23 protein-coding genes and 1 pseudogene are annotated in these 24,278 nt (G+C 64.0%); 14 read left to right on the forward strand and 10 right to left on the reverse strand.

What is annotated here, in order from left to right:
* Position 1 precedes the first annotated feature (1 nt).
* Genes LE190_RS04865 through ccoS form a run of 3 tightly spaced genes read left to right on the forward strand, consistent with a single transcriptional unit; the run spans position 2 to position 3,413 of the window.
* Positions 2 to 766 carry a sulfite exporter TauE/SafE family protein gene (locus tag LE190_RS04865; protein ID WP_225237626.1) on the forward strand — a complete coding sequence of 255 codons (765 nt, stop codon included), beginning with the start codon at positions 2 to 4 and terminating at the stop codon, positions 764 to 766.
* Complete coding sequence (locus LE190_RS04870; RefSeq protein WP_225237627.1) at positions 763 to 3,201, forward strand: heavy metal translocating P-type ATPase; 2,439 nt, start codon at positions 763 to 765, stop codon at positions 3,199 to 3,201. The genes LE190_RS04865 and LE190_RS04870 overlap by 4 nt, the downstream gene beginning before the upstream one ends.
* Positions 3,202 to 3,203: 2 nt before the next feature.
* Entirely contained in the window at positions 3,204 to 3,413 is a 210-nt protein-coding gene (ccoS, locus tag LE190_RS04875) for a cbb3-type cytochrome oxidase assembly protein CcoS (RefSeq protein WP_225237628.1), read from the forward strand.
* A 27-nt stretch (positions 3,414 to 3,440) separates the two neighbouring features.
* On the opposite strand, the gene LE190_RS04880 is transcribed toward ccoS, so the two are convergent.
* Positions 3,441 to 3,689, reverse strand: coding sequence for a TraR/DksA C4-type zinc finger protein (locus LE190_RS04880; protein ID WP_225237629.1), 249 nt, complete (start codon positions 3,687 to 3,689; stop codon positions 3,441 to 3,443).
* 226 nt (positions 3,690 to 3,915) lie between these two features.
* On the opposite strand from LE190_RS04880, the gene ccoN reads away from it, so the two are divergent.
* The 7 genes from ccoN (at position 3,916) to LE190_RS04915 (ending at position 9,897) form a co-directional block, all read left to right on the forward strand.
* Complete coding sequence (ccoN, locus tag LE190_RS04885) at positions 3,916 to 5,376, forward strand: cytochrome-c oxidase, cbb3-type subunit I (protein WP_225237630.1); 1,461 nt, start codon at positions 3,916 to 3,918, stop codon at positions 5,374 to 5,376.
* A 16-nt stretch (positions 5,377 to 5,392) separates the two neighbouring features.
* Positions 5,393 to 6,007: a cytochrome-c oxidase, cbb3-type subunit II gene (gene ccoO / locus LE190_RS04890; RefSeq protein ID WP_225237631.1), complete on the forward strand. Its 615-nt coding sequence runs from the start codon at positions 5,393 to 5,395 to the stop codon at positions 6,005 to 6,007.
* Position 6,008: 1 nt separating this feature from the next.
* Entirely contained in the window at positions 6,009 to 6,188 is a 180-nt protein-coding gene (locus LE190_RS04895) for a cbb3-type cytochrome oxidase subunit 3 (RefSeq protein ID WP_224947365.1), read from the forward strand.
* Positions 6,181 to 7,146 carry a cytochrome-c oxidase, cbb3-type subunit III gene (gene ccoP / locus LE190_RS04900; RefSeq protein WP_225237632.1) on the forward strand — a complete coding sequence of 322 codons (966 nt, stop codon included), beginning with the start codon at positions 6,181 to 6,183 and terminating at the stop codon, positions 7,144 to 7,146. The genes LE190_RS04895 and ccoP overlap by 8 nt, the downstream gene beginning before the upstream one ends.
* Complete coding sequence (ccoG, locus tag LE190_RS04905) at positions 7,143 to 8,522, forward strand: cytochrome c oxidase accessory protein CcoG (protein WP_225237633.1); 1,380 nt, start codon at positions 7,143 to 7,145, stop codon at positions 8,520 to 8,522. Before ccoP ends, ccoG begins: the two co-directional genes overlap by 4 nt.
* A 15-nt stretch (positions 8,523 to 8,537) precedes the next feature.
* The gene (locus LE190_RS04910; RefSeq protein WP_225237634.1) at positions 8,538 to 9,056 is read left to right on the forward strand and encodes a FixH family protein; all 519 of its coding nucleotides are present in this window, start codon (positions 8,538 to 8,540) and stop codon (positions 9,054 to 9,056) included.
* Between the two features lie 67 nt (positions 9,057 to 9,123).
* Positions 9,124 to 9,897, forward strand: a complete 774-nt coding sequence (locus tag LE190_RS04915; protein WP_225237635.1) for a hypothetical protein — start codon at positions 9,124 to 9,126, stop codon at positions 9,895 to 9,897.
* 166 nt (positions 9,898 to 10,063) lie between these two features.
* Here LE190_RS04915 and LE190_RS04920 read toward each other — a convergent pair whose 3' ends face one another.
* From LE190_RS04920 to LE190_RS21815, 6 genes and pseudogenes are all read right to left on the reverse strand, one after another.
* The gene (locus LE190_RS04920) at positions 10,064 to 10,330 is read right to left on the reverse strand and encodes a PAAR domain-containing protein (protein WP_225237636.1); all 267 of its coding nucleotides are present in this window, start codon (positions 10,328 to 10,330) and stop codon (positions 10,064 to 10,066) included.
* Between the two features lie 140 nt (positions 10,331 to 10,470).
* Entirely contained in the window at positions 10,471 to 12,066 is a 1,596-nt protein-coding gene (locus LE190_RS04925) for an SEL1-like repeat protein (RefSeq protein WP_225237637.1), read from the reverse strand.
* Between the two features lie 96 nt (positions 12,067 to 12,162).
* Positions 12,163 to 12,528, reverse strand: coding sequence for a phospholipase D-like domain-containing protein (locus LE190_RS22140; protein ID WP_439847460.1), 366 nt, complete (start codon positions 12,526 to 12,528; stop codon positions 12,163 to 12,165).
* A gap of 49 nt (positions 12,529 to 12,577) precedes the next feature.
* Entirely contained in the window at positions 12,578 to 14,329 is a 1,752-nt protein-coding gene (locus LE190_RS04940; protein WP_225237638.1) for a phospholipase D-like domain-containing protein, read from the reverse strand.
* On the reverse strand, positions 14,277 to 15,161 hold the full coding sequence (locus LE190_RS22000) for a DUF2345 domain-containing protein (protein WP_225238053.1): 885 nt from the start codon (positions 15,159 to 15,161) through the stop codon (positions 14,277 to 14,279). Before LE190_RS22000 ends, LE190_RS04940 begins: the two co-directional genes overlap by 53 nt.
* A gap of 63 nt (positions 15,162 to 15,224) precedes the next feature.
* A pseudogene (locus LE190_RS21815) lies at positions 15,225 to 17,015 on the reverse strand (type VI secretion system Vgr family protein); the annotation flags it as partial.
* Between the two features lie 698 nt (positions 17,016 to 17,713).
* Here LE190_RS21815 and LE190_RS04955 point away from each other — a divergent pair.
* The 4 genes from LE190_RS04955 to LE190_RS04970 all read left to right on the forward strand — a co-directional run bounded on the left by LE190_RS04955 (position 17,714) and on the right by LE190_RS04970 (position 21,536).
* Positions 17,714 to 19,552 (forward strand): DUF885 domain-containing protein, encoded by a 1,839-nt coding sequence (locus LE190_RS04955; RefSeq protein WP_225237639.1) that lies wholly within the window; start codon positions 17,714 to 17,716, stop codon positions 19,550 to 19,552.
* Position 19,553: 1 nt separating this feature from the next.
* Complete coding sequence (locus LE190_RS04960) at positions 19,554 to 20,132, forward strand: hypothetical protein (RefSeq protein WP_225237640.1); 579 nt, start codon at positions 19,554 to 19,556, stop codon at positions 20,130 to 20,132.
* A gap of 119 nt (positions 20,133 to 20,251) precedes the next feature.
* Positions 20,252 to 20,680, forward strand: a complete 429-nt coding sequence (locus LE190_RS04965; RefSeq protein ID WP_225237641.1) for a VOC family protein — start codon at positions 20,252 to 20,254, stop codon at positions 20,678 to 20,680.
* 22 nt (positions 20,681 to 20,702) lie between these two features.
* Positions 20,703 to 21,536 carry a metallophosphoesterase gene (locus LE190_RS04970; RefSeq protein ID WP_225237642.1) on the forward strand — a complete coding sequence of 278 codons (834 nt, stop codon included), beginning with the start codon at positions 20,703 to 20,705 and terminating at the stop codon, positions 21,534 to 21,536.
* Positions 21,537 to 21,556: 20 nt separating this feature from the next.
* On the opposite strand, the gene LE190_RS04975 is transcribed toward LE190_RS04970, so the two are convergent.
* From LE190_RS04975 to fnr, 3 genes are all read right to left on the reverse strand, one after another.
* Positions 21,557 to 22,450 (reverse strand): DMT family transporter, encoded by an 894-nt coding sequence (locus LE190_RS04975; RefSeq protein WP_225238054.1) that lies wholly within the window; start codon positions 22,448 to 22,450, stop codon positions 21,557 to 21,559.
* A gap of 115 nt (positions 22,451 to 22,565) precedes the next feature.
* Positions 22,566 to 23,324 (reverse strand): helix-turn-helix domain-containing protein, encoded by a 759-nt coding sequence (locus LE190_RS04980; RefSeq protein WP_225237643.1) that lies wholly within the window; start codon positions 23,322 to 23,324, stop codon positions 22,566 to 22,568.
* Between the two features lie 11 nt (positions 23,325 to 23,335).
* A complete protein-coding gene (gene fnr / locus LE190_RS04985; RefSeq protein ID WP_225238055.1) occupies positions 23,336 to 24,100 on the reverse strand; it encodes a fumarate/nitrate reduction transcriptional regulator Fnr in 765 nt (254 codons plus the stop codon).
* Positions 24,101 to 24,278: the final 178 nt, after the last annotated feature.

Genomic DNA, 24,278 nt, shown 5'->3' on the forward strand with positions numbered 1-24,278 from the left:
GATGAGCGATATCCACCCGCTGCCGGCCTTCCTGGCCGGCCTGTTCGGCAGCATCCACTGCGCCGGCATGTGTGGCGGCATCGTCGGCGCGCTGTCGGTGGCGCGCGGCGCCAGCGGGGCGCGCGCCTTCCCGGTGCCGGTACGCACCGTCACCACGGTGGCGCCCGCGGTAGCGCACGTGCTGGCCTACAACGCGGGCCGTATCGCCAGCTATGCCACGGCCGGCGCGCTGGCCGGCGCCGCGGCGGGCAGCGCCGGCCGGCTCGCCGGACTGCCGGCACTGCAGCTCGGCGCCTACGTGGCAGCCAACCTGATGCTGGTCGCGCTTGGCATGTACCTGATGGATGCGTGGCGCGGCCTGGCCCTGCTGGAGCAGGGCGGGCAGTTGCTGTGGCGCCGGATCGCGCCGCAGCTGGCGCGCCTTGGCCAGCCCGATACGCCGGGGCGCATGTTCATGGCGGGCGCGCTGTGGGGCTGGCTGCCCTGCGGCATGGTGTACAGCATGCTGGCGCTGGCCATGCTGACTGGCTCCGCGGCGGGCGGCGCCGCCGTGATGCTGGCCTTTGGCCTGGGCACGCTGCCGATGCTGGCGGCGATCGGCATGGCCGGCCTGCGCGTGCGCGCGCTGCTGGGCCTGCGCCAGGTGCGGCTGGCCAGCGGCCTGCTGATCCTGGGCTTCGGCCTGCTCGGGCTGTGGCGCGCCGCCGGCGGGTTGCCGCCGGGCTGGCTCGACGTCCTGTGCGTGGCGCCCGGGAGCGCGGCATGAGCGCCGTGCTTGCGGACTTCGCCGCGGCCGGCGCCGGCGCCGCCACGGGCACGGCCGCCGGCGCCGGCTGCTTCCATTGCGGTTCACCGGTACCGGCGGGCAGCCGCTGGCAGGCCGATATCGACGGCGCCGCGCGCAGCATGTGCTGTCCCGGCTGCGCCGCCGCGGCCGAGGCGATCGTCCTGGGCGGCTTCGGCGGCTACTACCGCACGCGCACCGAATACGCCGCACCGGCGGCGGACGGCGCCGACGATCCCGAGCTGGTCCTGATCGATCAGCAGGGACTGGACGGCGAAGCCAGCTTCTCGATCGAGGGGGTACGCTGCGGCGCCTGCGTGTGGCTGGTCGAGCGCCGCCTGGGCGCGCTGCCCGGCGTGAGCGAGGTGGCGCTGAACGTCGCCACCGGACGCGTGTTCGTGCGCTGGGACCCGGCCCTGTGCCGCCCGAGCGCCATCGTGCGCGCGCTGCGCGTGATCGGCTATGTGGCCGCACCCTACGACGCGCAGCGCCATGCCGCGCGTCTCGAGCAGGAGCGCCGTACCCTGTTCCGCCAGCTGTTCGTGGCCGGCCTGGCCATGATGCAGGTGATGATGTACGCGGTGCCGGTCTACCTGGCCGACGACGGCACCATGGACGCCGCGATGGCGGCCCTGATGGGCTGGGCCTCGTTCGCCCTGACCCTGCCGGCCGTGGCCTATTCGGCGCTGCCGTTCTTCCGCGGCGCGTGGCGCGACCTGAAGCGCGGGGTGCCGGGCATGGACGTGCCGGTGGCGCTGGGCATCGCGGCCGCCTTCGCCGGCAGCTGCGCCGCCCTGGTCTCGGGCAAGGGCGACGTGTACTTCGATTCGATCACGATGTTCGTATTCCTGCTGCTGGGCAGCCGCTACCTGGAACTGGGCGCGCGCCGCCGCGCCACCCAGGCACTTGAAGCCCTGCGCGGCGGCGCGCCGGCATCGGCGCTGCGCCTGCGCGGCGATCCGGCCCGGCGCGACACCGAACTGGTGCCGGCCGCCGCGCTGGCGGCGGGCGACCTGGTGCTGGTACCGCCGGGACGGGCGGTGCCGGCCGACGGCACCATCGTCGAAGGCTGTACCGACCTCGACTTCTCGCTGCTCACCGGCGAAAGCCTGCCGCGCCGCATGGGCCCGGGCGCGCTGCTGCCGGGGGGCGCCGTCAACGGCGGCCAGGCGATCGTGCTGCGGGTGGTCGCCGCCGCGCGCGACAGCACCCTGGCGATGCTGGTGCGCCTGGTCGAACGCGCCGGCCAGGGCAAGCCGGCGATCTCGCTATGGGCCGACCGCGCCGCGGCCTGGTTCGTGGCCGGCCTGCTGCTACTGACGGTGCTGGTCTACCTGCTGTGGAACGTGTTCGATCCCGCCCGCGCCTGGCCCGCGGCGATCGCGGTGCTGGTGGTGTCCTGCCCGTGCGCGCTGTCGCTGGCCACGCCCACCGCGCTGGCCGCCGCCACCGACCGCCTGCTGCGCCGCGGGGTGCTGGCGATCGCGCCGCACACGCTGGAAACCTTCGAGCGCGCCACCCATGTGGTGTTCGACAAGACCGGCACCCTGACCCTGGGCCGTCCGGTGCTGCGCCAGGTACTGCCGATCGGACCGCTCGACAGCGACATGTGCCTGCGCATCGGCGCCGCGATGCAGGCCGAGAACGTGCATCCGATCGGCCTGGCGATCCGGGCCGCCATGCCGGCCCATGGCCTGCTGGCACGCGAGCTGCGCTCCACCTTCGGCCGCGGTTTCGAAGGCCGCATCGACGGCGTGCTGTACCGCATCGGAACCGCCGACTTCGTGCAGGAACTGGCGGGCGGCATGGCGCGCGCGGCGGCGCCGAGCGGCACCAGCACCGCCTGGCTCGGCTGCGAAGGCCAGTGGCTGGCGCGCTTCGACCTGTCCGACGCCGTGCGCGAGGAGGCGCTTGAAGTGGTGCGGCGCTTCCAGGAAGCGGGCAAGACCGTGATCCTGCTCAGCGGCGACGGCCAGGAGGCGAGTGCCGCGGTGGCGCGCCAGCTCGGCATCGACAGCGTCTTCGGCGCCCGCCTGCCGGACGAGAAGCTGGCCTTCGTGCGCGCGCTGCAGGAACAGGGTGCGGTGGTGGCGATGGTGGGCGACGGCAGCAATGACGCCGCCGTGCTGCGCGGTGCCGACGTGTCGTTCGCGATGGGGTGCGGGGCCGAGCTGGCGCAGGTGCATGCCGACGGTGTGCTGCTGGGCGAAAGCCTGCTGCCGCTGGCGGAGGCCGCCGAGACCGCACGCCGCACCCTCGCCGTGATCCGCCAGAACCTGCTCTGGGCCTCGCTCTACAATTTCGCCGCGATCCCGGCGGCTGCGACCGGCCTGCTCAACCCCTGGCTGGCTGGGATCGGCATGGCGGGCAGTTCCGCCCTGGTAGTGCTCAATGCCTTGCGGCTGCGGAGGGACTGAAAATGGAAGCCTTGTATCTTCTCGTTCCGCTCAGCGTGATGCTGGTCGCGCTGGCGGTCTGGATTTTCTTCGGCGCGGCCGAGAGCGGGCAGTTCGACGACCTGGAAGGGCCGGGGATGCGGATCCTGGTCGATGACGACCGCGCCGACGTGGCCGGCGCGTCGGTCCAGGGGCGCGCTGGACGCGTGGGCGGCAGCGAGAAAGCGGGCTGAACCCGCGCCGGTGGGCGGCTGCCCACCCTACATCGACGGGCCGCGGCCGCAGGACTCGCAGATACCGGCGCCGCCCGCCGCCAGTTTTCCAATCGCGACATCGATCTCGTGGAGCAGGCTGGACTCGTGCCCGGCCAGCTGCGCCAGTAGCCCGATGGCCGGCGCTTCGCCGTCCTGCTGGCCGGTGCGCGCGCGCACGGCGTCGAGCAGGTCGGCCCGCGCCTGCCGCAGGCGCTTTCTCAGTTCTTTGGAGACGGAGGGCAAAATGGGCGGCATGGGCGGCATGGCGTGCTCTCCCACGTTGGACCGATATCTTGATTCATCTCAAAACACACCCTCGATTCCTGAATCGAGTCTCATGTAGACCCGGTGCGGATTTGGCAACGCGCGCTGTTGCATACTGCATGTGATGCTGAACAATTTGATTCACATCAAGGATTTTTACTCGGCGAAAAACGACACTCCTGATTGTCATTCATCAAGGTATTTTCAGGAGAGCATCTTGGACACCAGTCTAAACTATAACTACAAGATCGTGCGCCAGTTTGCCATCGCGACCGTCGTGTGGGGCGTGATCGGCATGGCCGCCGGCGTCTTCATCGCGGCGCAGCTGGCCTGGCCCGCGCTCAACTTCGACATCGCCTGGCTCAGCTACGGACGCCTGCGTCCGCTGCACACCAACGCCGTCATCTTCGCCTTCGGCATCTGCGGCCTGTTCGCCACGTCCTACTACGTGGTGCAGCGCACCTGCCAGGTGCGGCTGTTCTCGGACAAGCTGGCCAGCTTCACCTTCTGGGGCTGGCAGGCGGTGCTGGTCTCGGCAGCGATCTCGCTGCCGATGGGCTTCACGCGCGGCAAGGAGTACGCCGAACTGGAATGGCCGATCGCGCTCCTGATCACGGTCGTCTGGGTAGCCTATGCGGTGGTCTTCTTCGGCACCATCATCAAGCGCCGCGTGCAGCACATCTATGTCGCCAACTGGTTCTTCGGCGCCTACATCCTGGCGGTCGCCATCCTGCACGTGGTGAACGGCGCGGTGATGCCGGTGTCCTTCATGAAGTCCTACTCCGCGTACGCGGGCGTGCAGGACGCCATGATCCAGTGGTGGTACGGCCATAACGCGGTCGGCTTCATCCTCACCGCCGGCTACCTCGGCATGGTGTACTACTTTATCCCGAAGCAGGCCGAGCGCCCGGTGTATTCCTATCGCCTGTCGATCGTGCACTTCTGGGCCCTGATCTTCACCTACATGTGGGCCGGCCCGCACCACCTGCACTACACCGCGCTGCCCGACTGGACCCAGTCGATCGGCATGGTGTTCTCGCTGATCCTGCTGGCGCCTTCGTGGGGCGGCATGATCAACGGGATCATGACCCTGTCCGGCGCCTGGCACAAGCTGCGCTCGGACCCGATCCTGAAGTTCCTGATCGTTTCGCTGTCGTTCTACGGCATGGCCACCTTCGAGGGCCCGATGATGTCGATCAAGACCATCAATTCGCTGTCGCACTACACCGACTGGACCGTCGCCCACGTGCACGCCGGCGCCCTGGGCTGGGTCGGTTTCATCACCATGGGCTCGCTGTACTACCTGATCCCGCGCCTGGCGGGCAAAAAGACGATGTGGAGCGTCCAACTGGTGGAAGCGCATTTTTGGGTCGCGACGATCGGCATCGTCCTGTACATCGCTTCGATGTGGATCGCCGGCGTGATGCAAGGCCTGATGTGGCGCGCGGTGAACCCGGACGGCACCCTGACCTATACCTTCGCCGAGAGCGTCAAGGCCACCTATCCGTACTACGTGATCCGCTTCACGGGCGGCTTCCTGTACCTGTCGGGCATGGCGATCATGGCCTTCAACACCTGGAAGACCCTGAGCGGCACCCGCAACGTGGACGCGACCATTCCCACCGGCCCGGTCCGTCCGCACCTGCACACTGCCCAGCCTGAAGCTGCGCACGCCTGAACCATCGGAGCACACAATGAAATTCAAGCATGAATGGATCGAGAAGAACCCCTGGCTGCTGATTGGCCTGGTACTGCTCGTGATTTCCGTCGGCGGCCTGGTCGAGATCGTGCCGCTGTTCTTCCAGAAATCCACGACCGAGCCGGTCGCTGGCCTGAAGCCTTACTCTCCGCTGCGCCTGGCCGGACGCGACGTCTATATCCGCGAGGGCTGCTACAACTGCCACTCGCAGATGATCCGTCCGTTCCGCGCCGAGACCGAGCGCTATGGCCACTATTCGGTGGCCGGCGAGTTCGTGTACGACCACCCGTTCCAGTGGGGTTCCAAGCGCACCGGCCCCGACCTGGCGCGCGTGGGCGGCCGCTACAGCGACGAATGGCACCGCACCCACCTCGACAACCCGCGCGACGTGGTGCCGGAATCGAACATGCCGGCCTACCCATGGCTGGCCAGCGCGAAACTGAACCCGGCCGAGATCATCCCCAAGATGCGCGCCCTGCGCCGCCTCGGCGTGCCCTATACCGAGGATGAGATCCAGGCGGCGCCGTCCGAAGTGGACGGCAAGTCCGAGCAGGATGCGCTGGTCGCCTACCTGCAGGGCCTGGGCACCCAGATCAAGACGAGGAATTGACATGGCAATCCAACAGATCTTCGACGACGCGAGCAGCGTCATGACCGTCATCAGCTTCACGACCTTCCTGGGCATCGTCGGCTGGACCTACCTGCTGCGCAAGGGCAGCGATTTCGACAGGGCCGCGCGGCTGCCCTTCATGGACGAGAACGAAGCGGCAGGGGAGAGCGAGCGTGGCTGATTTCTTCAATGAGTTCTGGCACTGGTATGTGGCCGTCATCACGGTGCTGTCGATCCTGGGCTGCGGCATCCTTCTGTGGTCGCAGTCGACCTACAAGGTCAAGCTGCGCGCCGACGGCAAGCCCGAGCTGACCACCGGCCACGTCTGGGACGAGGACCTGACCGAACTGAATACCCCGATGCCGCGCTGGTGGATCGTGCTGTTCTGGCTCACCATCGTGTTCGGCTTCGGCTACCTGGCCCTGTATCCGGGCCTGGGCAGCTACGCCGGCAAGCTGGGCTGGAACTCCAGCGGCGAATACAAGGCCGAACTGAAGCAGGCCAAGGCCGAGTACGGCCCGCTGTTCGCCCAGTATGCGCAGCAGGACCTGAAAGCGGTCGCCGCCGATCCGCACGCCCAGGCCATCGGCGAGCGCCTGTTCCTGACCTATTGCGCCCAGTGCCACGGCTCGGATGCGCGCGGCAGCAAGGGCTTTCCGAACCTGGCCGACGGCGACTGGCTGCACGGCGGCGAACCGTCGACCATCAAGCAGACCATCATGCAGGGCCGGGTCGGCATGATGCCGCCGATGGGCGCCGCGCTCGGCTCGGACAAGGACATCGAGAGCGTTGCGTCCTACGTGCGCAGCCTGTCGGGCCTGAGCGCCGATCCGATCAAGGTCTCGTTCGGCAAGCCGAAGTTCGCCGCCTGCGTGGCCTGCCACGGCGCCAAAGGCGAGGGCAATCCCGCGCTTGGCGCGCCCAACCTGGCCGACAAGGTGTGGCTGTACGGCGGCAGCCAGGAAACCGTGATGGAAACCATCCGCAAGGGCCGCACCAACACCATGCCGGCCTTCGGCGAGTTCCTCGGCGAAGAGAAGGTGCACGTGCTGGCGGCCTATGTCTGGAGCCTGTCGCATCCGCAGCAGCCGAAGACCCTGGCGCCGGCCCAGCCCATCGTGACGGCGGCCGCAAAATGAATGCCCCGAAGGAGGCGGTGATCCGCATGTACGCCGCCCGCCAGGAGATCTATCCGCGCGAGATCAAGGGCCGTTACGCCTCGCTGCGCTGGGCCTGCGTGTGGCTCACCCAGTTGCTGTTCTACGGCCTGCCCTGGATCGAGATGCATGGCCGCCAGGCGGTGCTGTTCGACCTGGCCAGCCGCAAGTTCTACCTGTTCGGCCTGGTCCTGTGGCCGCAGGACTTCATCTACCTGGCCGCGCTGCTGATCCTGTGCGCGTATGGCCTGTTCCTGGTGACGGCGGTGGCGGGCCGGGTATGGTGCGGCTTCGCCTGCCCGCAGACGGTGTATACCGAGATCTTCCTGTGGATCGAGCGCAAGTTCGAAGGACCTCGCAGCAGCCGCATCCGGCTCGACCGCCAGCCCTGGAGCCTGCAAAAACTGGCGCGCAAGGGCGGTAAGCATGCGGCCTGGGGCCTGGTCGCGCTGTGGACCGGTTTCACGTTTGTCGGTTATTTCACCCCGGTGCGCGAACTGAGCTTCGACGCCGCCAGCTTCGGCCTCGGCCCATGGGAAAGCTTCTGGGTACTGTTCTATGGCTTCGCCACCTACGGCAACGCCGGCTGGCTGCGCGAGCAGGTGTGCAAATACATGTGCCCTTATGCGCGCTTCCAGAGCGCGATGTTCGACAAGGACACCCTGATCGTCACCTACGACGCCGCGCGCGGCGAGCCGCGCAGCCCGCGCCAGGGCTCGGTGGGCGCCGGCGACTGCATCGACTGCAGCATGTGCGTGCAGGTATGCCCGACCGGGATCGACATCCGCCAGGGCCTGCAGTACGAATGCATCGGCTGCGCCGCCTGCGTGGATGCCTGCAATGGCGTGATGGACAAGGTCAAGCGCCCGCGCGGCCTGATCCGCTACGCCACCGAGAACGCGCTGGCGCAGCGTTTCAGCACCAGCCAGGTGCGCAGCCGCATCCTGCGTCCGCGCGTGCTGGTGTACACCGCCGTGCTGGCCATCCTCGGCGGTGCGATGGTCGCCTCGCTTGCGCTGCGCAACCCGCTCAAGTTGGACGTGATCCGCGACCGCGGTGCGATGGGACGCGAGGTCGAGGACGGCATGATCGAAAACGTGTACCGGCTGCAGATAATGAACACCCTGGAAGCGCCGCAACGCCTGCGCATCAGCGTCGACGGCATCGCCTCGGCGCGGGTGGCGGACCAGGACATCGTCGCGATCGATGCCGCCACGACGCGCGCGCTGCCGGTGCGGGTGCGCATCGCGGGCGGCGACGGCCGGCCCGGTTCGAACCGGATCGCCTTCACGCTGACCTCGACGGACGGCGCCGCGCACCAGGTGCGGGAAGAGGCGGCATTCATCGTTCCAAAGTAAGGAAGGAAAACCAACATGTACGCGAATGCGACACCCCAGCCGGCCGCTCCCTGGTACCGGCACCGCTGGCCGTGGTTCCTGATGATCGGTCCGGTGCTGGTGCTGGTCGGCGGCGCCGTGATGCTGTGGCTGGCGGCAAGCCGCCCGGACGCGATGGTGGTGGGCGATTACTACAAGCAGGGCAAGGCCATCAACCAGGAACTGCGCCGCGACCGCGAGGCGACCCGGCTCGGCCTCGCCTTCGCGGCGCGCTACGATGCGGCCCGCGGGCAGCTCGAGGGGCGCCTGGATAGCCACGGCCAGCCGCTGGCCGCACCCTTCCACATCCGGCTGGCCCATCCCACCCAGCCCGAACGCGACCGCGTGCTCGAGGCCCTGCCCGACGCGCAAGGACGTTTCACGGCGGCAGCACCGCGCCTGGAAGCGACCCACTGGCAGGTGGTGGTGGAGGGCGGTGCGCGCAACTGGCGCCTGGCCGGCAGCTGGGACTGGACCAAGCAGCCGGCGCTGACCCTGGTGGCCGACGCGCCGTGACAATCCGCTGATTTTTCGGCCGGCCATTCTGCTAGGATGGGGCGAATCGCCACCAAGCTTCGCCACCATGCGCATCCTTGTCCGCTCCTGCATCGTCTTCCTTGCGTTCGCTGCCGGCGCTGCCGGCGCAGCCAGCACATCCGGCAGCGGCGCGCCGCCGGCCGAGCCGGCGCTCCAGTCGGTCGCGGTCGGCGCGTCGCGGGCGGTGGCGGAAATCCCGTACCGGTATTTTCTCGAGGCGCAGCACACCCTGGTGCGCTACCTGCCGCCGGGGCCGCGCCTGGTGGACCTGTGGTTTCGCATCAGTACCGCGGGGCTGACGGAAGCGCAGCGCGATAACCTGGACGAGGGTAGGCTGACGGCCTCGGTCCGCAGCCGCTCGGTCGATGTCATCGTGCCGGTGCGCCGCGGCGCGTATTTCTCGCTGCCCGAAATCCAGGACGCCTACGACGAGCGCGGCGAGATCGTGATCGGGGGCAGCTGGCGGCCCTGGCTCAGCGTCTGGTGGACGCTACGGGTGCCGGAGAGCCGGCGCATGCCCTACGCCGACATCGTGCGCGCGCGCGAGCAGATCGGCGCGGTCCAGCGGCGCGTCTCCGCCTACCACGCGCGCTTGCAGGGCGTGCGGCGCAGCCCCTACGACGGCATCAAGGCCTGTTTCCTGGACGGCAGCGGCGCGATCCTGGCCGAGGGCAGGGCGGTCGCCGACGCCGTGGAAGGAAGCTGCAAGATCCTGTTCCTGGATCCGGCAAGGGAGGGGCGCAACGAAACGGTGGAATTCGCGGGGCCTCTCGATGTCGTCAGCTTCGTCGACCGTCGCTACTATAGAGTCGAAAAGTAGACTGTGCGCGCGCTCCGCGCCCAACGACTGGCGCGCCATTGAAGCCGGTGGCGCGAGCCAGTCCTTTGCAATCGTCGCGCATACGGAACAGTTTGCTTTTGTAGTGCCCTTCAAGCCCTCCGAGCCGTGGTCACTATAAGCGTTTATGCAACGAAGCCGTCTGAAACTATGCCCGGCTCAGGTTTGCGGTGCTAGCAATCAGAACGGCGCCGCAAGTGGTCTTGCACCCTTCATACGCTACGCACACACCGTCGACAACGTGATGAGGGTCGCCTTCCGCAATTGTGCAGTTGTCGTGTCCCGCAATAGGACAACTGCAAGCATCGCCTACACGCGCGACTCCAATGCCCTCGACCGTAACAAGAGGTGCCTTAATACCCACGACCTTTCCCCCGTGGGACGTAGCGTCGCCAAGACGAATTACCCTAGACATACATGAACCGATAAAGAAAATAATGAAGAGTTTGCGCCATCATGCGCAACGCGCTTGAAGTGTCTCTGACCGGCCTGCAATGCCCCCCAACGCTGGTCGCGGGAAGCCATTGTCCAGCTTGTTCATAGGCGAACAAGATGTTACGAGCGATCTGCAGCAGTTTCACTGCCGCCCAAGCTGACATATTCAACGTCGCCGCGCATTTCGTTGGCTTGTTCCAGCCAATACCAAGTAAGCTCCTCTCGGCCAATGGCAAGATGCCCAGCCTTGGGGTCGGGGAAGCTGCTGCCCCTTGTTACATAGGCTTGGCGGTGCCATTGGTTGAATACGGAGGAGGATGGGTGATCTTGTGGCACGCTCGCGCTCCATATGCCTGTCTGAGGACACGGTAACTGGCCATTGCATTCGTGCGGCAGTAAGGCCAGATCGCCATAACGACCGATGCCCCGGGCGACAAGCGGATGTTCGGTCATCGCAGGCGGCAAAGCCTCCTCGACCGGCTGCCCGAGATAGTGGAACTGAATGCGGCCGTCGTCGTCGCGCAAGCCCGGCCGGCTCCGATCGAAAAATTCGCCCTGTTCGTAGCGCAGCGGAACCTGAGCAGCGTTCCAAGCTTGATGCCGCTCCGTAACAGGGCGCATCAAGCGCGCGATCCAGTAACCGCCAAGTGGCGCGGCCGTGCTTTCATACTGGGGCGCCACGGATTGTTGCGGTTTGTCAGGAAGCCTCCAGCCTTCAGGAGCGGAGGCTCGTCCAATGCGCACCGGCGCCGGAGGCGCATCAGGCCTGGGTGGCGTAGTCGGTTTAGGTACAACAGCTTTGGCCGCATTGATGAGCGTTTCCTCGTTCCCGTCCCATATCGGCAGTTTGGCCGGCGGCAGCGGTAACACCTTATCGAGGTTGGGAAAGCGCAGGTCGGGATTCCTGTAAAGTGCATTGCCGATAACCATGTAACGTTCGGAACGAAATTTGTCGAGTTCTGTAACAACATTAATAGTACTTAATGAGCTTGCGCCAAAGTCACTACCGAGAAAATTCGCTGCTCGTTCGCTTCCCAACTTTGCTGCCCCATGAAAATACCGAAGCGCCGACGCTTTTTTTGTTTTGTCTCCATGACTTTGAACCGTATAGTCCAAGCCTAATTCATAGCCAGCTCTGCCATACCCCTGGGCATATGCACATTCCAACATTTTCATACCCACACGCCTATTGGCCCATGCTTCGGGTGATTGGTCACTAGCGGCCATTAGCTTCGCTCCGATGTATGTTTGCGCAGCCATGCTCCCCATGTCGGCCGCCTTTTGCCAAAAGGCGTACGCCACGGTTGCGTCCTGTTCTAGCGGTCCGACTCCGCCCATATAATAGGCACCCATGTTATCCCAGGCGGCAGGCACGCCTTTTTGCATCAAATCCTCGGTCAGCGCGATTGCCTTCTCAAGGTCTTGCAACACGCCGACTCCCGTCAAGTACAACCCGGCCAAATTGAATTGGGCTTTCCAATGGCCCAGGTTCATCGCTTGCTCGTATAGGACAGCGATCTTTACATAGTCACGCTGCTGAGGCCAAAGCTCATGGTTGTCCAGCATCAGCGCTTGCTGGAAGAGGGCTTCCGCTTCCGCCGAGATCGACGGGTTGACGTTCGCTTCGTGTTTGCACGCGAAGTCAAGACGATGAGGATTGAACGCTTCGAGTTTGGTAAAGCGCGGCAGCGCCTTGTCCTGTGAGTCGTGTTTCATAGAGCATCCTGAAAAAAGGAATGCCAGGGCAATAATTGCCGCCCTGCCAAAGAGGGATAGATTATCGGGTACAGAATCGCGAGCGCTATTTTTCATTTATGCAAGCCTGACTTGCGGCTCTCCCCTAGGATCTTCGAAAGGATGAATAAAGCTGTTATTGATTGGTGGAAGCCCAGCAAGCCTACGCCATTTATTAAGATCCATTCGTCCTTGCCACCATGCAAGTGTGGTTTCGATAATTTTTCTTGAACCGTCGCCGCCATCGTAGTCTGACCCGGCAAGGTTCCCCCAAACTCGTTTCCGCGCTGCTTTGGTAAAAGACCATTCCTCGGTGCAGATGTTTAATTCACTGTCGCCAGCCATGCTCCGCGCGTTAAGGTTAGCACTACCTAGCGTGGTATATACATCGTCTACGAACATCAATTTGCTGTGAATGTAGATCTCGCGGTAACGCCGCGGCATAATGTTGTATTCAGAATAGTTATCTGTATCAACGTCATCGGCCTTACCCTTATGCCGGTTGGCATCGGCATTTTTTTTTCACTTCCAATTTTGCCTGCGCCTGCTGGGCGTCGTTGTCGCGCTTTTTGATCAGGATATCCTTGGCCTCATTCCTGGAATCATAGGTCAGCAGCATGGCGACGACGCTCCTGATACCCAAAGCTTCAAGTTCGGCTCGTGGATTGGCAGGAGCCGTTTTCAGCGAATCCTTGACAATGCCGCTGCCCGAATTTTCATCGCCCTTCCGCCGGCCCTGCACCAGCTTGTCGTAAGCGCTGACCGACTGGCCGTGGCCCAACTGGTTAATAGTGTCGTAAGTATTCGGCACCATCTCGCCGCGCTCGGGCTGCGGGATCACCGTGAAGATATGTAACGGCGCAATGTTGCCTGGTTTAGCGCCAGCCTGCATCATCGCCGTGCAGTATTGCGCCCGTACTTTCTTGATCATGCGGACCCAGTCGTCCAGCTGGAAATACTGATTTTCAATATAAATATAATTGACGGCGTTTGATGCGGCCAGGACATACGCTTTGAGTATGGTAGCGTCTTCTTTTTCTGGGAACGTACGCAGGATCTGCACGCGGCATCGTGCACCCCGTACAATCGGAAGATCCTTGGGCTGGACCGATTCACGTTTTTTTTCCAGGCTAGTGCTGAGGATCGAAGCACCATTTGCCAAGCCGTAGCCGCTGGCGCTATCCCACCCTTCGACAAAATTCTTGTTGAGGCAATGCAGCGCGTCACCTTTTACACGAATAGCGTAATCTCGGTAGGGTTTCCGGCGCCAGGTCTTCGTCCAGAAGGCGCCTTCGGGGCTGTGCTCGCGCCGGGGATCGTTGAATTGGTGTTCGATCGTGTCCCAATAGTCCGTTACGCTGTTGAGGCCCATAACATACCCACATGAGTTGGCTGTGGCAGCGTCTTGCTTGCTTGGCGCATAATCGATCAGTATCGGTTTTTGATGATGCGTACCGATCTCGATGATGCCGGCAGCTTCAGTCAGTGTCCTGACCGAGCCGGGCAAATACTTGCGCACGTTTTTCGCAATTGCCCCGCCATACGTTTTACGCAGTCGAACTTCTAGATTCGGGAAACCCCCACGAAGCGCAATTCTCCACCATGAACTACAATACTCCTGACGCAGCCTCATTATTTCGTGCGCTGACTTGCCGGTAGTGTATGGCGCACTCAACTCCTCTGATAACATGGGCCATGAAATGCAACTCATTTTGCCAATGTCTGGGACGTTGCCTGTCATATTTGCAACAGGATTAAAAAATGGGACGCACCCGAGAAAAGGATTTTGTCCATAAAACACCAAGAGGCGCACTTGCACCCATTCTCGCGCCTTTGCGGTCAACAGATCGCCATAAGTAGTGCCACGCGGCCAGAGGTTGCCTGTACGCACCAGTTCCATCCCAGGGTCGAACCCCCATAGCACCAGATCAATACTACTAACTGCCGCGCGAATATCTTTTTCGATAGCAGCAAATGCGTCTTGTCCGCAAATATGGAATCTTAGGTCATTGTTGTCATGAACAGGATGCGTTTTGCTGTCCTTTTCGAGAAACCACTGCAGGCTGCCCTTGGCACGTCGCTTAATCATGTCAACGTGGCTCTTTTCGCGATTTTGTATATCTGAAAGAAGTTTGGTTAGATCAGTTGGCTGAGAAAAGTTCATGTAATGGATTGCCCCTAAAATCATCGGATTAGAATGTGCCGCGGTTACGCTGCGATAGCCGTTTGTCGGCATCCTGTCCATCGGCACGATAGCCTTTATTCGATAACTGTTGTTCGTAGTATTCAGGTTTTTCTGGATCGGACTCGATCGAATCTCGCGCTACAGGCATATCGTACAGAGTGCCATTATGAAGACGCACCTGGTATGTCGCTCCCTTCTCGGCTTTGTCTATCGTAACGCGCCCATACTCATCGAATAATCCGTTATTGATTTCTGCGCCGTTCTTCAGCAATGTGTACGGTTGGCCCGCAAACAGCGCTGGTGATGGCCCGGGTATATGCTGGACCGAAAATGCCACTTGGCCCTCTGCCGGTGTTTCCTTCAATGCGACATCGATCTGCTTCGGCTCGTACACGGGAGCATTGGATGGTCCAACCATTACATGTTTGGTTGCATGCGATCGCCAAACGCCACTCGTTCCTTCTTCTATGCCTGAAGCATTCCAGCGAGAATAGCTACCTCCACCGTTGATCACGACCTCTTCCTTGGCGGTAATCAAAATACGGTTGGCAGAATGCGTGATGTTCAATCTGGCGAGAATATTGACGCTCTCCTTCAACGCCTTGATGTCGATGTCGGCATTGGCAGCCACCAGTTTCATGCCTGCCTTGTAGGCAAAAAGGCGCACAGCCTCCTTGACACTGACCAGCAAACTTCTTCCGGCGCTGATACTGGCGTGCCCTCCGCTAGTAAGAACGTTATGCTGGGTGCTGACCACATGGACTGAGCCTTCCGTGCTCGCTTCGATGCCGGCAGGGCTGGCAAGTGTCAAATGAGGCGATTGAAATTCCGGAAATAGATCTCTTTCACGCGTGTGACCCGGTCCTCTTATCGCATTGATCTGATCTTGGATCGCCTCGACGACCCGGTCTTGATCGCCGGGTTGATGAGCCTGCGCCTGCTGCGCAGCTTGAGATAGGCTGTCGTGTAGGTCGTGTCCTTGCGCCATGCGGGTCAAGGTCTCGGCCATATCGGTAATATGGCCCTCCGCATCCGGACGCGCTTCGGTTGTAATCAACAACCCCTGTTGGGCCCGGACGGCACCGTGCCCATCAGTGCGCAGTTCAAGTCCTTCGCCTCTAGCATCCTTGCGTCCGGCGTTATCGTCAATCCGCGTGATGTAGCCGAGGCTGAGTTGACTCGCTTGATGGTCGCTCTTAAGCTGGACCTGGATCTTGTCGGCTGTGTCGTCGAGTACAAGATGATTGCTACGTCCGCCCGGACAATTGCCGCCATCAGCGGTCAACTCCCGGCTGCGAAAGCCAGTCAGCGCCTGTTGTTCCGGCAGCTTCCAAGGCGGCATCATAGCTTGGTTATGCACGCATCCAGTTACCAATGGATGATCCGGATTACCGTCGAGCCATTGCACAACAACTTCTGAACCTACTCGCGGATGACTGGCCAGGCCTTTCTCGCTTCCTGCCCAGTTCGTCGCAACCCGCACCCAACAACTGCTGCTTTCGTCACGATCCCAATGAAAGCGAACTTGAATGCGACCATACTGGTCGACGTTCAGGCTGCCTCGTCCTTCGGGGCCGACGACGAGCGCGGTTTGTAGCGCAAACAGTTTGGTGTCGAGACTGGCGAAGCCTCGCCCTGGACGCCACGGTACGTTCTTAGGCTGGCAAGTGAAGCTGTTCTTGTATTTAGCGACTTCGCCTTTGCCTTGCAGGTAATTATTGCTGGCTTCGTGATGCACCTCTAGGATCAAAAATTCATTGTCCTGATGAGTATGATTAAAGTGATCAATCAGCCGAAACCACTTTCCAGGAGCAACATGTTTATTGTTGCCGCGCGCTTCGCAATACAAGCCGCGCGCTTCAATTTCCTCTATACGCTGCCTGGCGAGGCGGTTTGCCCCAGCCATTAGTCTAAAGCCGTAATGGCCTTCATAACTATGTAACTCCAAATTTGGAGTTTGGCCTTGCTGGTTGATCGTGGGAACGTCAACGTGTATTGGACGCGGGCGTTTGAAGTCGAATCCACTAATCGCCGACTGTGCGGATGCCGATGGCTTTACTGTGCTCCAGTGCTCAATCGCGTTTTCCTCCAGTGAACCCTCCTTGCTATGAAAGCGGATTTCAGGTGGGTACGTGTCAATCGGTTGAACACTTGGTGTGTCGTCACTAATCGTAAGCGTGTGCCCTTTTTCCGTGTGCTCATACCAGTACGTGTAACCATCGGCTTCCCAGCGTCTGGACAGATAGTTGTGGTCAGACTCCGACCATTGCGTGCACATGGTGTATGGCTCTTGTTCGCCCGAGACTTTCCAGTTCCAGGCAGCGAGTCGCCCGTAGGCTTGAAAAATCTCGTTTGTTTGCTGCCTTATGGTTTAATCGTGGAACAAGCGGTTGTTCTGCCGCAATCGCGCGTAGTAAAGCCAAGGCACGAGTGTCGCTCCGTAAAACGCAATACCTCCGTCGGCCTTTGCGAGCTTGAACTGAGCGACGTAGCCTGTGAAAGGTCGTAGGCTGCCGTTTGCCTGGACAACGGAAATGCAGAGCAATTTGCCTTGCATGGCTTCGAGAGGAATACTGGCGTCGTCACTAAGCAGTTCAACTGTGAATTGGAGGTCCCGTGATATTGATTCCGTACCACTGAAGCGATTGACCATGAGCAGGCTCGCGAGGCCATCTTCGTTCGGAAAAGACAAACGGAGTAGGCGCTTGTTCTGATGGGCGTGTAGCAGGTCTTGAACGAGCGTCATATATTGATGTCCAGTGTGTTAGTAATCAGCGCGTTTTGATAGCTGACCGTGCTTCCACGCATACTGATGAGCAATCCCTCTTCGCGGAATATGCTATGTATACAGCAACAAATTGCTCCAAGTGTTGTGGAAGCGCTAATGCTGTTGAGAATGTGTCAATAGAAAGGTGACAGGCACTTCCGTCAATGAACGCGTGATACGCATGAGCCAACATGTGTACCCCAGCGCAGTGTCATAGCAAGTCGACTGTATCTATGCGATGGATTTGCTGCGCGACCGAGAGAAGTACATCTCCCGCGGCGCAGTCATCCGCCGCAATTGCCATTGCCGTCCGACGCGTGGTGCGAAGCCAGCACAGTCGCTGGTAATTCGGCCGATGGTGCAAAGCGACCGAGGGTTGGCAGTCTGGAAGGTAAAGTGCTGGCCATGGACCGCTATTGAGTGTCCGACTATGCCGGCGCTAGATATCTCCACAGTGTAAGTCTGCGCGATACCGTCGTCCCTCCAGCTTGCCAAAGCGGCATGCGCCGCGCCGAACCATAGGTTTCGTGCCGGATCGACGTACACAAGCATCGTCGCGTGATGGCCCCGCAAGTGCAGCGCGGATTGTTGTCTCGTCCATTTCCATGTTAGATTCCTCCGCGGCAAGCACGGCCCCTGGCGCCGTCCACTCCAACGAGAACAAGGAAACGAGACACATGCCATCCCTCCGCCAGCGCCGACTCGGCGCCGCCATTGGCGCACTGTTCCTCCCGGCCGCGATTGCCTGTGCAAGCCTGCCTTCCCAGGCGTTGGCCGCGCCATTCATGCATGCCGCCAGCAAGGCAAGCCAGGCCAACAAGGCCTTCGACACCTGGGCCGAGAAGTTTGCCGAGGACTGGGTGCGCATGAACCCGCAGCTGGCCACCTCCACCCAGTACTTCCGTGGCGCCGAGCAGGCGCGCCTGGACCGCGAGCTGACGCCCCTGACCCGCGCCCAGCGCCAGAAGATGCAGGCGCTGGCGCGAAGCGGCCTGGCGCGCCTGGACAAGTGGATGGCCGGACCGCTGGATGAAAGCCAGCGCATCTCCGCTGCCGTGATGCGCTGGTCGCTGCAGAACGTGGTCGCCAACGAGCCTTTCGAAGACCATGCCTTCATCTTTTCGCAATTCAGCGGCGTGCAGGTCGGCCTGGTCAACTTCATGACCACCACCCATCCGCTGCGCAATCCGCAGGACGTGGACAGCTACCTGGCGCGCCTGGCGCAGGTCGGCACCCGCATGGACGAAGCGCTGGCGCGCGCGCGTGATGCGGCCGCCAGGTCCCTGATCCCGCCGCGCTTCATCCTGGAGCGCGCGCAATTCCAGGTCGACAGCTTCCTGAAGCCGGCCGCGCAGGAGAACGTGCTGGTCAGCTCGCTGGCACAGCGCACCGAGCGGATGGAAGGCCTGGCCCCGGCCGCGCGCCAGGCCAGCCTGGAACGCGCCGCCCGCATCGTCGAGGAGCGCATCCGCCCGGCCTACCAGCGGGTACAGGCGTTCATGGCCGGACTCCATCCGCGCACCGGCGACGTGGCCGGCATCTCGCGCCTGCCGAACGGTGCCGCCGCCTATGCGCGCGCGGTCGAGAACTTCACCAGCACCAGGCTCACTCCGGACGAGATCCACGCGATCGGCCTGCGCGAAGTGGCGCGCATCGAAGGCGAGATGGACCGGCACTTGCGCGCGCTGGGCCTTAGCGAAGGCAACATCGAGACGCGCATGAAGCAGCTCGATGCCCGCTTCCAGCCCAAGGGCGAGGGCGATCCGCGGCCCGCGATCCTGGCCAGCTACGCCGACATGGTGAAGGACGCCGAGCGCCGCAGCAGCACGCTGTTCAACCTGACCCCGCGCGCCCCGGTCGAGGTGCGGCGCGAGCCGCCGCTGACCGAGCCTTCGGCCGCCGCCCACTACTCGCTGCCGGCGCCGGACGGCAGCCGTCCCGGCATCTTCTGGGTGCCGCTGCGCGGGCCGGGCTTCGACATGGTGCGCATGCGCAGCCTGTCCTACCACGAGGCCGTGCCCGGGCACCACTTCCAGCTCGCGATCCAGCAGGAGCTCACCGGCATTCCGAAGTACCGCAGCCAGCGCATCTTCAGCGGCGGCAGCGCGCACTCGGAAGGCTGGGCCCTGTATGCCGAGCGGCTGGCGGTGGAGCAGGGCTGGTACGAAGGTGACGTGCCGGGCCTGCTGGGAGCGCTCGGCTCGGAACTGTTCCGTGCGCGCCGCCTGGTGGTCGACACCGGCCTGCACACCAAGGGCTGGACCCGCCAGCAGGCGATCGACTACGGCATCGGCGCGCAGGAGGTCGAGCGCTACGTCGCCTGGCCTGGCCAGGCCAATGCCTACATGATCGGCATGCTGCGCATCATCGAACTGCGCGAGAAGGCGAAGACGGCGCTCGGCGAAAAATTCTCGCTCCCTGCCTTCCATGACCTCGTGCTGGGTGCCGGTTCCGTGCCGCTGGACGTGCTGGGCGAACTGGTGGAGGCCTGGATCGTCCGCCAGCAGGGAGCCTAGCTTGGAGGGAGACATCTTCGCCACGCTGGCAAAATGGGCCTTCTTCTTCGCCGCCCTGAGCCTGACAATGCGCTGGCTCGGCCGCAGCCGCCTGCGCCCGCGGCCGCAGGAACAGGCGATGATGCTGGCCTATCCGCCCTCGATGCTAGCGCTGGCCATCGTCGGCATCCTGTTCTTCTGCGGCGTGACGGTGGCCGCGATGATCTGGCCCGACCCGCAGCATCCGGTGCTCGCTGTATGCATGTTGGCAGGCTTCATCGTGCTGCCCGGCGCGCTGCTGGCCGACTATGTGCACGCCCGGCACAGCGTGTCGGACCAGGGCATGGAGTACGGACGCATGTCCGGCCGGCGCGGGAGCTTTCGCTGGGACGAGGTGAAGCGCGTCCATTACGGCAGAGCAAGCGGCTGGTTCAAGCTCGCGCTGCAGTCCGGCGAAACGGTCCGGATCTCGGTCTACCTGATGGGCCTGCCAGCCTTCGCGGAGTGCGTGCTGCGCCACGTACCGGCCGCGCGGATCGACAGGGACGCCCAGGCGCTGCTGGCACAGACCGCGCAGGGAAAACCACCCGGCCTGTCCTAGCCACCGGGCGTGGAAGACGGCGACGCCCCGGCTTCCAGGGCGTTGCCGCGAGCGCGCTTTGCTCCTACACTGCAGGCAGGCTGCCAGTCTTTCGTGAAGGTCTTCCACAGGAGAAAAGCATGGAAACGCAGGAAATCTACCGCGGGCGCCTCATCGACCACATCCAGCTGGTGGTGCGCGACCTGGACGCCTCGCGCCGCTTCTATGGCGCCGTGCTCGGGGCGCTCGGGATTCCGCTCGGCGGCGAGGGCGAGGACTATTTCTGGGCCGACGAGCTGTTCATCTCCAGCCGCGCCAGCGCAGCCGCACAGGGCGTGCTGACCGGGCGCCACCACCTGGCCTTCCAGGCGCGCGACCGCAAGATGGTGAATGCCTTCTATTTCGCGGCATTGGTCGCCGGTGGCCGTGACAACGGCCGTCCCGGCGAGCGCGCCTACCACCCGGGCTACTACGGCGCCTTCGTGCTCGACCCGGATGGCAACAACATCGAGGCGGTGTATCACGGTGAGGCGAAGCAGAGCGCGCCCTACGTGCGCATCAGCTTCTAGGGAAAGCCGCTATACTGGCTCGATGCGCATCCAGCTTTTTTCAGACCTGCACCTCGAACGCTATCCCCATTTCATCCCTGTCGTACACGATGACACCGAGGTGGTCGTGCTGGCCGGCGATATCGGCTCCTACCAGGACGGCTCGCGCCTGGAGGACCAGGATTTCGGCCTCGGACGCTTTTCGCCCCGGCGTCCGGGCGCCGGCCGCGCGCGCGTGCTGTACATCCCCGGCAACCATGAATTCGACGGCCTGGAATACGACGAGGCCTATGCGCGCCTGCGCGCCACCTGTGGCCGGCTCGGCATCGAATGGCTGGAGCGCGCGACCATCGTCATCGATGGAGTGCGTTTTGTGGGCACTACCCTGTGGAGCGACTTCGATGCGCTGGCGCTGCAGGAACAGGACCTGGGCAAGCAATTGCAGCGGCGCGAAAAGGCCTTCCGCGCGGCGAACTATTACCTGTCGAAGAACACCACCCTGAAGCAGGGCGAGAAGGTGCTGGCGGAAGGCATCCGTGCCATGGCGCTGGCCTGCCAGGACTGGTTGCGTGCGGCGCTGGCGGCGCCTTTCGATGGGCCTACCGTGGTCGTGACCCACTTCGCCCCCAGCCTGCAAAGCGCCGACCCGCGCTACGGCCTGACGCCGGGCACCGCCGGCTTCTGCAATGCGCTGGATGGCCTGTTCCCGCAAGCGGCCCTGTGGATGCACGGCCACCTGCACTGCATGAACGACTACGTGGTGAGCGGCAGTGAAGCGGGGCGACCCTGGTCCTGCCGCGTGGTGGCCAATCCGCTCGGCTACCTCAGCAAGGGCGAACAGGAAGCCTTCCGCCCCGAGCTGGTGATCGAGATATAGAAGCCCTCGCCAGGCATGCGTCAATCGCGGTGGGCGGCGGCGCAGGAAGCGACGCCGGCCAGCAGCAGCGCCAGCGCGGCAGCTTCCAGCGGTCGCGGCCAGCGCGCTTCCCACACGAAGCCATAGAGCGAGGCGAACACGCTCTCGAACACGATCATCTGTCCCATCAGCGCCATCGGCAGGGCGCGGCTGGCGTGGTTCCACAGCGCATTGCCGACGACGGAACAGAAAATGCCCACCGCCGTCACGACCACCAGGAACTGCAGCCACTCGCTGCCCGTGTGCACGGCGCCGTCGGGAGGGAAGGCCGGGAGCGCCAGCAGCAGCGCCTGGGCGCCCGTCATCACGCCCATCAGCGCGCTCCACTCCTGGCCCGACACGCCGTCCAGGCGCGCCAGCCAGCGCCGGTTGGCTACTGCGTAGATGGTCCACGAGACCAGCGCGCCGATGGCGCACGCCAGGCCGAGCGCCGAGCCGCCTTCTCCCGGGCGCAGGGAGTCCCAGCTGATGCAGGCCAGGCCGGCACCGCCCAGCAGCAGCGAAGGCGCCAGCCGCCGCAGCGGCAGCGCGCCGTGTTCGCGGGTCCCGGCCAGGGTCACGGCCAGTGGCAGCAGGCCAATCACGATCGACGTCATCACCACGCCGCCCGCCTGCACGGCCTGGGCCAGGAACAGGTAATACACGATGTTGCCCACGAGGCTGAGCCAGGCGAGGCCGCGCCACTCGGCCCGGCCCAGGATGCCGGCCAGTCGTGGCCAGGCGCGGGCGACCAGCACGGCGGCGACAATGCCGTACGCGAGGTAGCGGCCGGCCGACAGCTGCAGGGGCGTGAAGCCGGGCGCGAGCTTGGGCGCGAGGAACACCAGGCCCCAGAAGGCGCCGGCGCCGACGCCTGCGCCGATGCCTGTGCCCATGCCTGCGCCGATGCCGCGGCGGGCGGGGCTGGGTATGGTCTGAATCCGTGAACGCATGGCAATCTCCTGTGAGCGGAGATTGTCGATCGGATTGCCGCGGTTTTCTTGACCGGCGCTACTGCGGGTTTGACCGCTTCTCTCGCCGTGCGCGGCGGTAGGCGGCGGGCGTCGTGTCCAGCGCACGCCGCATTGCCCGCGTCAGGGCGCTCTGTTCCGAGAAGCCGGCTGCCAGCGCGATCTCGGCCACCGGCCGCTCGCTCCCGGCCAGCCAGTCGCAGGCGCGCTGCAGGCGGCAGCGCAGCAGCCAGCCGTGCGGCGTGGTGTCGTACTGGTCGCGGAACAGGGCATGCAGGCGGCTGACGCTCACGCCCGCCGTGCGCGCCATGCTGTCGGTGGTCCATGCCAGTCCGGGCTCGGCCTCGATGCGCGCCAGCAGGGCGGCCAGGCGCGAGGCCGGCTGCGGGGCGCCCAGCGCCAGGGTGTCGAGCAGGAGCGGCGTCCACCCCTGCAGGATGGACGGGGCGGGCGCGCCGCCGCTGACGAGGATGCCCATGAATTCGACCAGCTTGCGCGCTGCCGGTCCGATCGCGGTGAAGGGCCGCTCCAGCAGGTGCTGCCAGCGACCCTGTTCGAACCCGGGTGCGCCCAGGTCGAGGATCAGCGAGCGGTTGGCCACGGTGCTGCACTGCGAATGCCAGGCGCCGGGCGCCACGAAGGCGCCGTGCAGCGGGTCGAGCCGGCCGAAGCGTCCCTCGATCTCCAGCGCGACCTCGCCGCTGACCGGAAGCACCAGCTGGGCATGGCTATGGCGGTCGGCGTCGCGCTGCTCGCCGTAACTGCGCAGGTGCAGCGCGAGCAGGGGTTCGGCCGCCATGGCGAATCCGGCTAGCCCATCGGGCTGCACGCATCGAGGCCGGCCGCCAGCGCCTTCAGCTTGGCCGGATCGAGCAGGGTGACTTCGCGCTTGTCGACCTGCAGCCAGCCCTGCTTCTTGAAGCGCGACAGCAGGCGGCTCACGCTCTCGATGGTCAGGCCCAGGTAGTTGCCGATGTCCTCGCGCGACATGCGCAGCTGGAAGCTGTGCGCCGAGTAGCCGCGCGCGGCGTAGCGCGCCGACAGGTTGACCAGGAACACCGCGAAGCGCTGTTCGGCACGCATGTTTCCCAGCAGGAGCATGACGTTCTGCTCGCGCGTGATTTCCTGGCTCATGATGCGGTGGAAGTGGCGCAGCAGGGCCGGCACCTCGCCGAACAGCTCTTCCAGGCGCGAGAACGGAATCTCGCACACTTCGCTGTCTTCCAGCGCCACCGCGTCGCAATGGTGGCTGCCGCTGATCGCATCCATGCCCAGCAGTTCGCCGGCCATCTGGAAGCCGGTGATCTGGGCTTCGCCGGCCGCGTTCAGCTGGTAGGTCTTGAAATGCCCGAAGCGCACCGCGTACAGGTTACGGAAGGGCTCGCCAGCGCCGTAGAGGCGCTCGTCGCGCGCCAGGCGCCGGCGGCGGCCGATGATCTGGTCGAGGCGGGTGATGTCGGCGTCTTCGAGTCCCATTGGCAGGCACAGCTGGTGCATGCTGCACGCGCTGCAGCTGGTCTTGAGGGCCTGGATGGAGACCGGTGCGTCGCCGGCCAGCGAAATGGCTTGGTTCATGGAATGGAATGGAGTGCTGACGCAGCCATTATAGATGGCTGCGACCGGTTCGGGCGAACCGGAAAGCACCAGGCCGATCGTGGCGGACACGGCCAGTTCGCCCGCCAGCGTGTCCAGGCTGCGCGGCGCCGTGCCCGCCGTGGCCGCCTCGGCCCTCTCCACCGGGGCCTGCAGCGCT

The organism is Massilia hydrophila (genome assembly GCF_020208145.1).
GTDB lineage: Bacteria > Pseudomonadota > Gammaproteobacteria > Burkholderiales > Burkholderiaceae_D > Telluria > Telluria hydrophila.

Bases quoted from the DNA above. Each gene is read 5' to 3' on its own strand.
- LE190_RS04865 (WP_225237626.1), top strand. From the start codon at position 2: ATGAGCGATATCCACCCGCTGCCGGCCTTCCTGGCCGGCCTGTTCGGC.
- LE190_RS04870 (WP_225237627.1), top strand. From the start codon at position 763: ATGAGCGCCGTGCTTGCGGACTTCGCCGCGGCCGGCGCCGGCGCCGCC.
- ccoS (WP_225237628.1), top strand. From the start codon at position 3,204: ATGGAAGCCTTGTATCTTCTCGTTCCGCTCAGCGTGATGCTGGTCGCG.
- LE190_RS04880 (WP_225237629.1), bottom strand. From the start codon at position 3,689: ATGCCGCCCATTTTGCCCTCCGTCTCCAAAGAACTGAGAAAGCGCCTG.
- ccoO (WP_225237631.1), top strand. From the start codon at position 5,393: ATGAAATTCAAGCATGAATGGATCGAGAAGAACCCCTGGCTGCTGATT.
- LE190_RS04895 (WP_224947365.1), top strand. From the start codon at position 6,009: ATGGCAATCCAACAGATCTTCGACGACGCGAGCAGCGTCATGACCGTC.
- ccoG (WP_225237633.1), top strand. From the start codon at position 7,143: ATGAATGCCCCGAAGGAGGCGGTGATCCGCATGTACGCCGCCCGCCAG.
- LE190_RS04910 (WP_225237634.1), top strand. From the start codon at position 8,538: ATGTACGCGAATGCGACACCCCAGCCGGCCGCTCCCTGGTACCGGCAC.
- LE190_RS04915 (WP_225237635.1), top strand. From the start codon at position 9,124: ATGCGCATCCTTGTCCGCTCCTGCATCGTCTTCCTTGCGTTCGCTGCC.
- LE190_RS04920 (WP_225237636.1), bottom strand. From the start codon at position 10,330: ATGTCTAGGGTAATTCGTCTTGGCGACGCTACGTCCCACGGGGGAAAG.
- LE190_RS04925 (WP_225237637.1), bottom strand. From the start codon at position 12,066: ATGAAACACGACTCACAGGACAAGGCGCTGCCGCGCTTTACCAAACTC.
- LE190_RS22140 (WP_439847460.1), bottom strand. From the start codon at position 12,528: ATGCCGCGGCGTTACCGCGAGATCTACATTCACAGCAAATTGATGTTC.
- LE190_RS04940 (WP_225237638.1), bottom strand. From the start codon at position 14,329: ATGGACAGGATGCCGACAAACGGCTATCGCAGCGTAACCGCGGCACAT.
- LE190_RS04955 (WP_225237639.1), top strand. From the start codon at position 17,714: ATGCCATCCCTCCGCCAGCGCCGACTCGGCGCCGCCATTGGCGCACTG.
- LE190_RS04965 (WP_225237641.1), top strand. From the start codon at position 20,252: ATGGAAACGCAGGAAATCTACCGCGGGCGCCTCATCGACCACATCCAG.
- LE190_RS04970 (WP_225237642.1), top strand. From the start codon at position 20,703: ATGCGCATCCAGCTTTTTTCAGACCTGCACCTCGAACGCTATCCCCAT.
- LE190_RS04975 (WP_225238054.1), bottom strand. From the start codon at position 22,450: ATGGGCACAGGCATCGGCGCAGGCGTCGGCGCCGGCGCCTTCTGGGGC.
- LE190_RS04980 (WP_225237643.1), bottom strand. From the start codon at position 23,324: ATGGCGGCCGAACCCCTGCTCGCGCTGCACCTGCGCAGTTACGGCGAG.
- fnr (WP_225238055.1), bottom strand. From the start codon at position 24,100: ATGAACCAAGCCATTTCGCTGGCCGGCGACGCACCGGTCTCCATCCAG.